This window comes from Brevibacterium aurantiacum (assembly GCF_900169065.1).
Taxonomy (GTDB): Bacteria; Actinomycetota; Actinomycetes; order Actinomycetales; family Brevibacteriaceae; genus Brevibacterium; species Brevibacterium aurantiacum.
Genome location: NZ_FXZB01000024.1, coordinates 1 through 12,739, shown reverse-complemented (window position 1 = coordinate 12,739; position 12,739 = coordinate 1). Strand labels below are relative to the sequence as shown.

General features: G+C 63.8%; 10 protein-coding genes. 6 read left to right on the top strand and 4 right to left on the bottom strand.

What is annotated here, in order from left to right; translation table 11 throughout:
- Nucleotides 1-130: 130 nt before the first annotated feature.
- The 3 genes from BAUR9175_RS15505 (at nucleotide 131) to BAUR9175_RS15495 (ending at nucleotide 4,728) form a co-directional block, all read left to right on the top strand.
- Complete coding sequence (locus BAUR9175_RS15505; protein WP_009882244.1) at nucleotides 131-2,209, top strand: bifunctional copper resistance protein CopD/cytochrome c oxidase assembly protein; 2,079 nt, start codon at nucleotides 131-133, stop codon at nucleotides 2,207-2,209.
- A 255-nt stretch (nucleotides 2,210-2,464) separates the two neighbouring features.
- Nucleotides 2,465-3,820: an MFS transporter gene (locus BAUR9175_RS15500; RefSeq protein WP_101584369.1), complete on the top strand. Its 1,356-nt coding sequence runs from the start codon at nucleotides 2,465-2,467 to the stop codon at nucleotides 3,818-3,820.
- Nucleotides 3,821-3,981: 161 nt separating this feature from the next.
- Nucleotides 3,982-4,728 carry a 3-hydroxybutyrate dehydrogenase gene (locus BAUR9175_RS15495; RefSeq protein WP_069601081.1) on the top strand — a complete coding sequence of 249 codons (747 nt, stop codon included), beginning with the start codon at nucleotides 3,982-3,984 and terminating at the stop codon, nucleotides 4,726-4,728.
- A 27-nt stretch (nucleotides 4,729-4,755) separates the two neighbouring features.
- On the opposite strand, the gene BAUR9175_RS15490 is transcribed toward BAUR9175_RS15495, so the two are convergent.
- Nucleotides 4,756-5,631 (bottom strand): LysR family transcriptional regulator, encoded by an 876-nt coding sequence (locus BAUR9175_RS15490; protein WP_009882247.1) that lies wholly within the window; start codon nucleotides 5,629-5,631, stop codon nucleotides 4,756-4,758.
- Nucleotides 5,632-5,721: 90 nt separating this feature from the next.
- Here BAUR9175_RS15490 and mmsB point away from each other — a divergent pair, with 90 nt between their 5' ends.
- From mmsB to BAUR9175_RS15475, 3 genes are all read left to right on the top strand, one after another.
- Entirely contained in the window at nucleotides 5,722-6,678 is a 957-nt protein-coding gene (mmsB, locus tag BAUR9175_RS15485) for a 3-hydroxyisobutyrate dehydrogenase (RefSeq protein WP_257944347.1), read from the top strand.
- Between the two features lie 261 nt (nucleotides 6,679-6,939).
- Entirely contained in the window at nucleotides 6,940-7,698 is a 759-nt protein-coding gene (locus tag BAUR9175_RS15480) for a YggS family pyridoxal phosphate-dependent enzyme (RefSeq protein WP_083248887.1), read from the top strand.
- 141 nt (nucleotides 7,699-7,839) lie between these two features.
- Nucleotides 7,840-9,783: an NHL domain-containing thioredoxin family protein gene (locus tag BAUR9175_RS15475; protein WP_009882251.1), complete on the top strand. Its 1,944-nt coding sequence runs from the start codon at nucleotides 7,840-7,842 to the stop codon at nucleotides 9,781-9,783.
- A gap of 71 nt (nucleotides 9,784-9,854) precedes the next feature.
- Here the strand turns inward: BAUR9175_RS15475 and BAUR9175_RS15470 are convergent, their stop codons facing one another.
- The 3 genes from BAUR9175_RS15470 to BAUR9175_RS15460 form a co-directional block, all read right to left on the bottom strand.
- Complete coding sequence (locus BAUR9175_RS15470; protein ID WP_009882252.1) at nucleotides 9,855-10,814, bottom strand: hypothetical protein; 960 nt, start codon at nucleotides 10,812-10,814, stop codon at nucleotides 9,855-9,857.
- Nucleotides 10,815-10,933: 119 nt separating this feature from the next.
- On the bottom strand, nucleotides 10,934-11,938 hold the full coding sequence (locus BAUR9175_RS15465) for an ATP-binding cassette domain-containing protein (RefSeq protein WP_257944346.1): 1,005 nt from the start codon (nucleotides 11,936-11,938) through the stop codon (nucleotides 10,934-10,936).
- Between the two features lie 96 nt (nucleotides 11,939-12,034).
- Nucleotides 12,035-12,739: LPXTG cell wall anchor domain-containing protein (locus BAUR9175_RS15460; protein WP_146000921.1), on the bottom strand; the 705-nt coding region annotated here is incomplete at its 5' end.

Here is a 12,739-nt window from a genome sequence, read left to right as displayed (position 1 = left end):
CGGACCATTTGGTCCGGGTCATTTCCTGTCTCGTGGCCGAGATCTCGGCCACGTCCGAGCCTCGCAGTTCGCCCGGTTTCAGACTGCGGCGATACCCTTGAACCATGAATGAAGCGGCGGCCTGCCACCAGTGAGCACTCAAGTCTTCGAATCGATCACTCGATTCACGTCTCGCGCCGCCGTCCCCCTCGTCGTCATCGGCGGACTCGCGGTGGGCACGCTCGCGATGCTCTTCACCGGAGCAGCCGAAGCGACACTGCTCAACGACCCCGGCCCCTACGTGCGCTTCGGCCTTCCCGCCGCCAAACTCGTCTTCAACGTGGCGATGTCACTGACACTGGGCGCACTGATGTTCGCCCTCCTCATCCTGCCCCGCACCCAGACGAAGGGCAGAGGCAGACAGGCGAAGCCCACGACCGCGAAGTCGACCACCCCCGTTGCGGAGCCGCTCAACGCGCTCTGGGAGAAGACCCTGAAGATCGCCGAGGTGGCATCGATCGCCTGGACGATCTCCGCCGTGGCCGTCCTCGTCCTCACCTTCGCCGACACCGTCGGTGCCCAGGCCTACCTCGACTTCTCCAATCAGCTCGGCGTGTTCTTGACCCAGATCGCCTTCGGCCAGCTCTGGACCCTCATCGTCGTCCTCATCGCCGTCGCCTCGACCCTGTGCTTCGGCACACGCAGCTTCCTCGGCATTGCCGTCGCGGGTGTCCTCGGCGTCGGTGTGATGATCCCCCTGGCCCTCATGGGCCACTCCGCCGAAGCCTCCGGGCACACCCAGGCCGTCAACAGCATCGGCCTGCATCTGCTGGGTGTGACGATCTGGCTGGGCGGCCTCTTCGTCATCGCCCTCCTCGGCTCAGACCTGGCTCGCTCGAACCTGCTTCGCTCGACGATCGAACGCTATTCCTCGATCGCTCTCATCGCCATTGCTCTCGTCGCCTTCTCCGGTGTTGTGAACTCGCTGCTGCGCGTCCACAGTTTCGCTGATCTCATGACCCCGTATGGGCAGGTGATCGTGGCGAAGGCGTTCGCGACGATTCTGCTCGGCCTCATCGGCTTCTGGCATCGGCAGTTCGTCATCCGACGTCTGGGTTCCGCCGCCTCGGCGACCAGGGAATTCTGGCGACTCATCGTCGTGGAATTCCTCATCTTCGGTGCCACCATGGGCCTGGCAGTCGCACTGTCGCGGTCTCAGCCGCCGGTGTCACAGGAACCCGTGGGCGACCCGACCCCGGCAGAGATCCTGACCGGCGAGCCGCTTCCCCCGCCGCCGAGTTTCGCCCGCTACTTCACCGAATGGTCCCTCGACCCGTTGTGGGTCGTCGTGGCGGTCGGCCTGGCCGCTGCCTATATCGCCGGATTCGTCAATCTCCGGCGCCGAGGTGATGCCTGGCCGATCCATCGCCTGATCTGCTGGCTGCTGGGCATGATCTTCCTCGTCTACGTCACCTCAGGCGGTGCCCGAGTCTACGGTGAGATCCAATTCTCCGGACACATGATCCAGCACATGCTCCTGATCATGGTGGTGCCCCTGCCGATGGTCCTCGGCGCACCCATCACGATGCTCATGCGCGGTACGAAGGCCCGCACCGACGGCTCGCGTGGTGTCCGCGAATGGGTGCTCTGGCTCGTCCACACCCCGTATATGAGGTTCTTTGCGAACCCGATCTTCGCGAGCGTGAACTTTGCCGGTTCCCTCGTCATCTTCTACTACTCGGGCGTGATGAAGTACGCCCTCGAATGGCACCTGGGCCACGAGCTGATGATCATCCACTTCCTCGGCGCCGGCTACCTGTTCGCGCAGGCACTCATCGGCATCGACCCCGGAGTGGAGCGCCCCGCCTACCCGCTGCGTCTGCTCATGCTGCTCATCACGATGGCCTTCCATGCGTTCTTCGGCATCTCGATCATGAGCTCCGAAGTCCTCATCGAGGGTGACTGGTTCGGCAATATCGGTGCCGACTGGGGCTATTCGGCGATCGAAGACCAACAGACGGGCGGCGGAATCGCCTGGGGCATCGGAGAGTTCCCGACCCTCTTCATCGCAATCATGGTCGCCTTCCAATGGTCGAAGTCCTCAGACCGCGAAGCCAAGCGCCTTGACCGACGTGAGGCACGCACCGACGACGCGGAACTTCGGGCCTACAACGACATGCTCGCCAACATGGCCCAGCGCGACGCTAACTCCGGCCCGCGAGGCAGATGACTGCACACCTCGTCTGCGGGAATGTGCAGAGATAATTCCCGGATTCGAGCCCTTTCTGCACCCAATCGTCTGCCGGATGGCGCAGACTGTTGCATGGATCATATTTATCCACAGCGTCACGCAATCCGCGCCGATGACGTGGACCTGAAGCCGCATAGCAGGGGCTTCGGGGTTCACCTCCGCACGGGCAAGACGCCACAGCGAGTCGATCCGCGCATTCAACGGTGATGCGGATCGTGGAAATCAAGGAGAGTCATGAGTTCTTCGAACAATGCCGAGAGGAAGACGGTCCGCACACAGCTGCGCAAGGTCGTCGCCGCCTCGATGGCCGGAACCGTCGTCGAGTGGTACGAGTTCTTCCTCTACGGTTCGGCCGCCACCCTGGTGTTCAACCACATTCTGTTCCCACCGTCGGATGACCCTCTGACACCGATTCTGGCGGGCTTCGCCACCTACGCGGTCGGCTTCATCGCCCGCCCCATCGGTGGTATCGTCTTCGGGCACTTCGGTGACAAGTACGGACGCAAGAAGCTCTTGCAGCTGTCGATCGTCCTCGTCGGTGTGGCCACATTCCTCATGGGATGTCTGCCGACGTTCGATCAGATCGGGCCCTTCGCCCCGATTCTCCTCGTCCTGCTGCGCGTCGTGCAGGGCTTCGCCGTGGGCGGCGAGTGGGGTGGAGCAGTCCTTCTCGTGGCCGAGCATGCACCGAACAAGGAACGCGGCTTCTGGTCATCCTTCCCGCAGTCCGGTGTGCCATTGGGCAACCTGCTCGCCACCGGGGTGCTCTTCGTCCTCACCGCAACGCTGACCGAAGAGCACTTCCTCTCGTGGGGTTGGCGTGTGGCCTTCTGGCTCTCGGCCGTCATCGTGCTCATCGGCTACTACATCCGCACCCGTGTCTCAGACGCACCGATCTTCGACGAGGTCCAGTCTGAAGAGATCGAAGAAGGTGTGGACTACGGAATCAAGGCCGTCTTCAAGCGCTACCCCCGCGAGGTCTTCGCCGCGATGGGCCTGCGCTTCGTCGAGAATATCCACTACTACATCGTCGTGACCTTCTCGATCACCTATCTGGCGCAGGTGGTGAAGATCGAGTCAAGTGAGATTCTGGGCCTCCTGCTCGGAGCCCATGCGATCCACGCTGTGCTCGTGCCCTTCGTCGGGGCCATGGCGGACAAGGTTGGGCGCAAGCTGCCCTACGGAATCGGCATCGCTCTCACAGCAACCTGGGGCTTCTTCGCCTTCCCGATGTATGACACAGCCAGTGCCGTGATGATCTTCCTCGCCCTGCTGTTGGGGCTCATCTTCCACGCACTGATGTATGCCGGCCAGCCGGCGATCATGTCGGAGATGTTCCCGACCCGCATGCGCAACTCGGGTGTCTCGACCGGCTATCAGGTCACGGCGATCGTGGCAGGGTCGTTCGCACCGATCATCGCGGTTGCGCTGCTGCAGAAATTCGAATCCTCAGTGCCGATCGCGATCTACGTTCTGGTGGCTGCCGCGATCTCGATGATCGCGCTCCTGTACACGAAGGAGACGAAGGGCATCGATCTGCGTTCACTGGACCAGGTGGACAAAGACCGTCGTCACGCAGCACAGCGCTGATTCGCATATCTCAACACTCGAACACACGACAGTGAGTTCGGTCTTCGGGCGGTGCCGATGAACATCGGTGCCGCCCGAACCCATGGCAGTCGACAACGCGACAGCTGACACCACCACAGCTGACTGCACTGGCGAAGCACACTACGATCGAAGGGACCGAAATGATCGATCTCAGCAGCAAACGCGCCCTCGTCACAGGGGGAGCCTCCGGCCTCGGCAAGGCAATGAGCGAAGCCTTCGCCGCAGCAGGAGCACACGTCATCGTCGCCGACGTCGATGCGGAATCGGCGGAAGCCGTGGCCGGCGACATCGGGGGAGTAGCGTGGACAGTCAACCTCGCGGACACCTCGGCGCTGGATGGAGTCGATCTCGACGTCGACATCCTCGTCAACAACGCCGGCATCCAACGCATCCACCCGATCACCGAATTCCCCCTCGAGGAATGGCGGCTGATCAATACGCTCATGCTCGAGGCACCGTTCGTGCTCACAAAGGCGGCGCTGCCGTCGATGTATGAGAAGGGATGGGGCCGGGTCATCAACCTCTCCTCGATCCACGGGCTGCGCGCCTCGGCGAACAAATCAGCGTATGTGGCGGCCAAGCACGGGCTCATGGGACTGACGAAGACGACCGCGCTCGAGGCGGGACCACAGGGTGTGACCTGCAATGCGATCAATCCCGGCTATGTGATGACACCGATGGTCAAGGGACAGATCGCCGATCAGGCGAAGACGAACGGCATCACCGAGGACGAGGTCCTCGAACAGGTATTCCTCGGCCACTCGGCGGTGCCGAAGCTGGCCGATCCCGGTGACATCGCTGCGCTCGCGCTGTTCCTGGCCAGCGATGCGGCTGCGGTCATCAACGGCAGCGCACACAGCGTCGACGGCGGCTGGTCCGCGGCCTGAGTGTTGCCTGCTCGGGGTGAGCTCGGCTCAGAGGACCTCGAGGACGCTGCGGACCCCTGCATTGCGCAGGGATTCGTGGCGGACCGAGGCCCAATAGGAGACCGGTTTCGAGAACTCATCAGGCAGCACCTGCACCAGGCGGCTGTTGTTCGCGGCGAGGAAGTCGGGCAGGATCCCGATGCCGACCCCATTCGAGGTCGCGAGCACGTGAGCATGCACCGAGGTGGAGCGGAAGAATCCCTTGCTTCGCGGAAGAGCGCTGCCGGCCTCGTCGAGGTCGTCGACCTGAAGCGAGTTCTCAATGTAGTAGATGAGCCGATGCTCGGCGAGGTCGTCGATCGTCGTCGGTGTGCTGTGGCTGCGCAGGTATTCGTGCGAGGCATAGAGCTGGAGCCGGTAGTCGCGAATGTGCTGCGCGATGCTGCGCGGCGCGTTCGGTCGACCGACGACAACTTCGATGTCCACGCCCGAACGGTACTGTCGGGCCCGTTGAGTCGCCGCGATGAGTTCGAACTGCAGGCCGGGATGGCTGTGCTGCAGTCGGGTCAGGGCCGGTACCGCGAACTCGAGGGCGAAGGCCTGAGGGCAGGCCAGGCGAATCGTGCCGGACAGGGCCGAGTTTGCGTGTGCGTCGATGCGTCCCAGTGCGGCCTCGATGTCCTCGGCCACCGGCAGCAGATGACGGCCGGCGGCACTGAGCTCCCACCCGTCGGGTGAGGCCACGAGCAGCCGCTCGCCGTATCCCTTCTCCAGGGCGGCGATGCGTCGGGACACGGTTGTGTGGTTGAGCCCCAGGCTGTGGGCGGCGGCCGTGAACTTGCCCAGCCGAGCCACGGCAAGCAGCGTCAGCAGATCTTCGGGTGAGATCTGCGAACCGGAACCGCCAGGTGCATATGAAGCCATAGTCATCCCATCCTATCTGCGTGTGCGCACATATCCGGTGCGGAATATGTGATTCTCCTCGACCTGTGTTGCCGCAGCGACTGGCGTAATGTGAGGGGCAACACTGAGTCAGCAGAAGAACATGATGCGAGGAGGCATTTTATGTCGACGATTGGATGGATCGGCCTGGGGAACATGGGTCGTCCGATGACTGCAAACCTGGTGAAAGCCGGTCACACCGTCAATGGCTTCGATCTCATGGAGATCGCCGTCGAAGAGGCAGCCAAGCACGGGGTGAACCCCGTGAAGTCCATCGCCGAGGCGGTCGCCGGAGCCGACATCGTCTTCACGATGCTGCCCAAGGGTGAGCACGCCCGAGCGGTCTATCTCGAAGCCGACGGCGTCCTGGCTCATGCGGACACCAAGACCCTGCTCGTCGACTCTTCGACCATCGACTTCGATTCGGCTCGCGCCCTCCACTCCGAAGCGGTCAAGGCTGGGTTCCGTTTCGTCGACGGACCGGTTTCCGGCGGCGTCACAGGTGCCGAGGCAGGCACGCTGACCTTCATGCTCGGCGGCAGCGATGAGGACGTGGCCGAGGCGAAGACCTTCATCGAACCGATGGCCGGCAACATGTTCCACGCCGGTGGCGAGGCCGCTGGCCAGGCCGCCAAGATCGTCAACAACATGATGCTCTCGATCAGCCTGCAAGGCGTCGTCGAAGGTGCAGTGCTCGCCGATCGCTTCGGACTCGACCCGAAGGTCTTCTACGACATTGCCACCGTCTCCTCCGGAGACTCCTGGCCGCTGCGCACCTGGTACCCCGTGCCCGGCGTGACAGAGACAGCTGCGTCGAACAACTCGTTCAAGCCCGGGTTCGCAACAGCCCTCATGCGCAAGGACGTCGGTCTGGCTCTCGCCGGCGCCGAGACACAGGGCCTCGACCTGCCGGCGGCTCAGCTCGTCCACGCTCAGCTGCAGAAGCTCGTCGACGCCGGACTCGAAGGCCTCGACACCTCGGCGCTGATCAAGAACATCGATGCAAAGGCCAAGGGCCTGCCCGAATAGCGGCTGGGCTGCCCGAGTAGGCGCGGGCCTGCCCGATCAAGGGGCAGCGCCGTTACGGCGAGTGGCTGGGACGAACGCCGCCGCCAAGCATGCGGCCGCTGACAGTCTGTGTTCCGCAGGACGAACACCAACGGTTGGTAAGTTCTCCTCGATCCCCGAACGGGCTTCGAGGAGAACTTACCAACCGTTTGCAGAGAACCGGGCCCCATGCCGCTGTGCCCTCGACCTGCAACTTCAGCGGGTACGTGTAAGACTGGAAGCATGAGTTCCCCAGACACTCCCGAACCACAGAACGCACCCGATTCGCTGTCCCCGGAGGCCATCGCCTCCATCAGGGACAACCTCGACGAGGTGGCTGCTCGTGCAGCGGCCGCCGCCGAGGCCAGCGGTCGGACGAGCACCGACGTACAGGTGCTGCTCGCGACCAAAACCCAGCCGGCCGACAAGATCCGCGTCGCACTCGAGCACGGGTTCACACTTATCGGCGAGAACAAGGTCCAGGAGCTGGTCGGCAAGGCCGAGGATCTGGCCGATCTCGATCACGAGGCTCATCTCATCGGCCCGCTGCAGAAGAACAAGGTCAACCACACTCTGCGCCACGCGCACTGCATCCAGTCCGTCGACAACCTCGAACTGGTAACGAAGATCAACAACCGCCTCGAGGTGCTCGATTCGACGGTGGACATCTTCGTGCAGGTCAACACCTCACGCGAGGATTCGAAGTCCGGCATCGCCCCTGAAGAGGCCGAAGGTCTCATCACCGAGCTCCGCGGACTCTCACGCATGAAGCTGCGCGGGCTGATGACGATCGGCCTGCCAGGACGCACACCCGAAGAGATCCGTCCCAGCTATTCCGACCTGCGGGAACTGAGGGAGAAGCTCATCGCATCCGGTGTCATGCCCGCGGAGGCCACGGAGCTGTCCATGGGGATGAGCAACGACTTCGAGCTCGCAATCGCCGAGGGCGCAACCATGGTCCGCGTCGGCTCCAGCGTATTCGGCGCTCGCGACTACTCCTGAGCCGCCGCCCAACCTCCCACCGCCCACCGCACTGCGCCGGAGTCGTGGCGCGGGGCCAGCCCGCACGATGAGGGCTGGGGCGTTGGTCACATGATGACACCGGGTCTCCCGTCGCGGCGGTGAATCTGTGAAGATGGAGCTATGAACTCCAGTCCGCAGGAATCCCCAGCATCCGCCCACCAGGTCAAGGTGCGTGCACCTGAACTCATCGGCCGCCGGTGGATGAATTCCGGCGGCAAGGACCTGAGCCTGGCCGACCTGCGCGGCAAGGTCATCCTGCTCGACTTCTGGACCTTCTGCTGCATCAACTGCCTCCATGTACTCGATGAGCTGCGACCGCTCGAGGAGAAGTACAACAAGGAGCTCGTCATCATCGGCGTCCACTCGCCGAAGTTCGAGTTCGAACGCACCGTGGAGGCCGTCGATCAGGCCGTCGAACGCTACCAGGTCGAGCACCTCGTCCTCGACGACCCAGACCTCGTCACCTGGCAGGCATACACCGCCCGAGCCTGGCCCACACTGGCCGTCATCGACCCCGAGGGCTACCTGGTCGCCACCCTCTCAGGCGAAGGCCACGGAGCAGGCCTCGGCGAAATCATCGAAGGCCTCATCGACGAGCACTCAGCCAAGGGGACGCTGCACTCCGGAGACGGCCCCTACGTGCCGCCACCAGCACCGGAGACCGAACTGTTCTACCCCGGCAAGGTCACCGAACTGCCTTCGGGCAACCTCCTCGTCGCCGATTCAGGACACCACAGCCTCGTCGAATACGACGCTTCCGGTCAGAACATCATCCGACGAATCGGCACCGGAGAGCGCGGAGCGAACGACGGGGACTTCACCTCGGCGAGCTTCAGCGAACCCGGCGGCATCACCGTCCTGCCCGATGACGTGGCCGCGAAGGCCGGCTACCACCTCGTCGTCGCCGACACCGTCAACCACACTCTGCGGGGCATCAACCTCGACACCGAAACCGTGACGACGGTCGCCGGCACCGGATCACAGCACATGGTCGGCGCGATCGACAATGTGGTCGGGACTCACGGAGAGCTCGGCCGCTACGACGGTCCCGCCCTCGACGTGAAGCTGTCCTCACCGTGGGATGTCCTCTACATCCCCGCCACCGCCGAGGTGGTTGTGGCGATGGCAGGCAACCACACCATCTGGTCGTTCGACCCGGAAACCGGCTCGATCCGCCTGCTCTCGGGCACCATGAATGAAGGACTGGCCGACGGTGAGGCCGAGGCCGCATGGTTCGCACAGACTTCGGGTCTCGATCTCAGCTCTGATGGCGATGTGTTCATCGCCGATTCGGAGACTTCAGCGATCCGTCGCCTCGACCCGAGCACCGGAGCAGTCTCCACTCTCATCGGCGAGGGGCTCTTCGACTTCGGCTTCCGTGACGGACCTGCCGCCGAGGCCAGGCTGCAGCACCCCCTTGGCGTGCGGAGCCTGCCCGATGGGTCGATCGCAATCGCCGACACCTACAACGGCGCAATCCGTCGCTATGACTTCACCACGAACGAGGTCTCGACGCTGGCTCGCGGGCTGCGCGAACCCTCCGATATCTTCGTCCTTGAAGCAGCCGGAAGCGCTGACGCCGCCACGGAGGCAGCCGATGCCGAACTCCTCATCGTCGAGTCCGCCTCGCACGCCCTGACCAGAGTGAAGCTGCCCAAGGACGCCCAGCGTGTCGACGAGGGTGCGCTGACCAGCAAGCGGCCGTCGACGGAGATTGCCTCGGGACCCGTGGGCGTGAGTGTGAGCTTCACGGTCCCCGCAGGTCAGAAGCTTGACGACCGGTGGGGCGACCCCACATACCTGCAGGTCTCATCCACGCCTCCGGAACTCATCGTCTCCGGCGGCGGGGGAGCAGAGGGGCTGAAGCGCGACATCGTCATCAACCCCGAACTCGAGTCGGGGGTCCTGCACGTGACCGCGCGAGCGGCCGCCTGCGATGGAGAGCCCGGCGGGGAGATCCCGCTGCACGCTGCGTGCCACCTCTACCAGCAGGACTGGGGCATCCCAGTCGACCTTGTCGACACGGCCCCGGCCGAGCTCACCCTCGACCTCCGCGGCGCCTGAAGACTCAAACGAGCACGCTCAAAGGCTCAGCCAAGCACGCCTGAAGACTCGCTCAGGCGCGCCCAAAGCCGTTACTTCACGGAGATGTCTCCGAGGCGGCGCGGATCGAAGCTGACCTTTGAGGACTTGACGACCACGGATCCTCCCATGACGAAGGAGAGCGTCTCGTCGAAGTCGTGTTCGGCGGCCGTGACGATATCGCGGTAGCGGCCCTGGATGCGCACCTCGACCGTGGACGGGGTGAGTTCGAGGTCGTTGCCCGAGGCGGTCAGGCTGACCTCGGGGTCGCGTGCCAGCGACCATTTCACGTCGCCGAGGATCTCATTGTCCGTGTCGTAGCCGAACACGCATCCGGAAGGGTAGAGGGTCTTCGACTTCACACACTTCTGCAGATGCTCGGTGATCTGCTCGTCGACAGCCTGCTCCAACTTCGCAGTGGGCTCGGGCGACATCGCGATCTCGGCGGTGTCGGTCGGAGCGATCACCTCGGCGCGTTCGGGCTTCGACTTCAGGTAGGTCGCATCGAAGCCGACGAGGTAGGTGGCCGGGAACAGCACGGGAACAGTTCCCGCGGAGACTCCATAGCCGTTGACCGTGGCCGTTGACGAACCTTCGACCTGCAGGTCGAGTGTGGGCCACTCCTTCTGCTCGATCGCCCAGCGATCGAACAGTCCGGCCCTCGCCGGAAGCTTGACCATGGACAGATCCACGGTCTGTGTCTGCGAGGACAGGACATAGCTCAGCGAGACCTTCGCATGATCGCCGTCCATCGACACCGTCGTCGCCTCGGGATCACGCGGCAGGTCGGGTGCGGCTGAGAGCACATCATGGTTGAGTGCCAGAGTCGAGGACGGAGTGGGGGAGGAGAGGTAGGAGAACGCCTGCTCGGCATTGGCGTCCTCGATCGCCGAAATATAGGCCTCTGCAGCTCGGGCAGGAGTGTAGACGGTGAGGTTGAGGAGCGGAACTGCGGCCACGGTGAGGACGATGATCAGGAGCGCCGAAATCAGAAGCTTGCGCGAAGTTCGCATTGCTCTCCTGAATCGGTGGGGGATGAGGGAATTTCAGTTTAATGCCAATCGGCCGCAGCGAAGCCCCATCACCGGCGAGGACACGCGGGTCGCAGTGACCAGACGTACGCCGCCGGGCATCATTCCACTGAGTAGGCGTGCAGCGCCGAGGTGTCGACCTCGACGAAGACATGGGTGCCGACCTTGACGTTGGCACGCAGCTCTGCGATCGACGAACCGAGGCTGGGGTGAAGCAATCCGAACCCGCCCACCGTTCCGGATTGATCGCCATCGGTGTCAGCGCCGGCGGTTCCGGCGCGGCGAACCCCGGCCAGGTCGGCCAGGTCCACGTCGAGTGCGAGGCCCATCTCCGTGTCCACCGGCGACAGCTTCGCCTGCAGGCAGGATCCGCGATCGCGCAGTCCGATGACGATGGCCTCGAACACCGTCGCCGAGGTGAACGCCGGGTCGTGCTCGTCCAGTGACAGGAGGGCACTGCGCCACCCGAGGGTGACGAAGACCTTCCCGTCGAGTTCGGTCCGAGCCTTCACTGCAGAGTGGCCGATCGACAGCCACCCTTTGCGCGCCAGCCCGGAATAGACGTTGACTCCGCTGAGCTCGGCGGGCAGGGAGCCCCTGGGCTCCGTGACGACCTGTTCCAAAGTGCCGAACGCGACGAGCTCGCCTTTTTCGATATCGGCCACGGCCGCCTCGGCGACGGTGAAGTCGGTCAGCGTATTCGAGGTGAAGACGATCCCGCGGCCGTGCGCGGCGGCCAGATCGGCCAGGCGACCGCGCAGACCTGCACGCACATGGCCCGGCACGGATGCGAAGGGGTCGATGAAGGTCAACCACGTCGCTCCGGTCGACCACGCCGCCGCCAGGCGGAGTTTTGCCTGTTCGTTGGCATCGAGTTCGCCGAACCGACGTGCCAGCACATCGGGTCGAAGCCCGAATTCCGTACACGCTTGTGCCAATGCCGCCTCCCCAGATCCGGCATTGGCTTCGCGAAGATATGACTTGACCCACCTGCGCACACGCATGAGACCCGACCGGATTCCGGTCGGGAACTGCGGTGGAGGTGCGACGTCGGAGCGCGCAGCAACGGACAGCACCACCTCAGTGGTGCTGTCCGTGCTGCCCATGAGACCGAGTATTGTCCCTGCTCGGAGACGACCGAGATCGATCTGGTGTCCGCCGAGGTGCAGCCCCGCTAGGGACAATTCATCGTTCAACGGATCTTAGAACTCCGCAGGATCGTCGGAGGCGGTCATCCGCCGACGGGTGATGACGACGGCTGCGGCACCTACAACGAGGAGGCCGACGCCGAGCGCGAGCCCGGTCATCTCTGCACCTGTGCGAGGCAGATCGCTGCCGTTGTCGCTGCTGTTCTCTCCGCCTTCGTCGACGGAGGTGCCGTTAGTGACGACGGTGAAGCTGCCGCCCTGTGGCTTGTCGAAGCTGTCAGCCTGAGCTGTGACGTTGTACGTGCCCAGCACTGCCTTGACCTTCGCCTGCACGCCGAAGGTCGCCTTGCCCTCGGAGTCGGCTTCCTTCGTCATGGTGTAGCGATCGACCTTGCCCTGAGCGTGTTCGACCGTGATCGTGATCTTCTCGCCCGGCTGTGCGCCGGTGATGCCGAGCTTGATGCCCTCGTTGAGGAAGTCCTCGGAGCTGATCTCGGTCGGATCGATGATGAGTGCCTGGGTCGCGGTGGCTGCGCCCTTCTTCTCACCTTCATCGGTGCCGGGGTTGGTCGGAGCGGTTGCCTCCGGGGTGTTCGACTCGGGAGTCTCGTCGGTCGTGCCCGCGGAATCGCTGGTGTCTTTGGAGCCTGAAGTGTCTGCGGATGTGTCTGCTTTGTCGTCAGACTTTTTGTTGGTGTCTTTGGAGCCTGAAGTGTCTGCGGATGTGTCTGCTTTGTCGTCAGACTTTTTGTTGGTGTC

Excerpts from the sequence above, each read along its gene's own strand:
- BAUR9175_RS15500 (WP_101584369.1), top strand. The coding sequence starts at position 2,465 with ATGAGTTCTTCGAACAATGCCGAGAGGAAGACGGTCCGCACACAGCTG.
- BAUR9175_RS15495 (WP_069601081.1), top strand. The coding sequence starts at position 3,982 with ATGATCGATCTCAGCAGCAAACGCGCCCTCGTCACAGGGGGAGCCTCC.
- BAUR9175_RS15490 (WP_009882247.1), bottom strand. The coding sequence starts at position 5,631 with ATGGCTTCATATGCACCTGGCGGTTCCGGTTCGCAGATCTCACCCGAA.
- BAUR9175_RS15480 (WP_083248887.1), top strand. The coding sequence starts at position 6,940 with ATGAGTTCCCCAGACACTCCCGAACCACAGAACGCACCCGATTCGCTG.
- BAUR9175_RS15475 (WP_009882251.1), top strand. The coding sequence starts at position 7,840 with ATGAACTCCAGTCCGCAGGAATCCCCAGCATCCGCCCACCAGGTCAAG.
- BAUR9175_RS15470 (WP_009882252.1), bottom strand. The coding sequence starts at position 10,814 with ATGCGAACTTCGCGCAAGCTTCTGATTTCGGCGCTCCTGATCATCGTC.
- BAUR9175_RS15465 (WP_257944346.1), bottom strand. The coding sequence starts at position 11,938 with ATGGGCAGCACGGACAGCACCACTGAGGTGGTGCTGTCCGTTGCTGCG.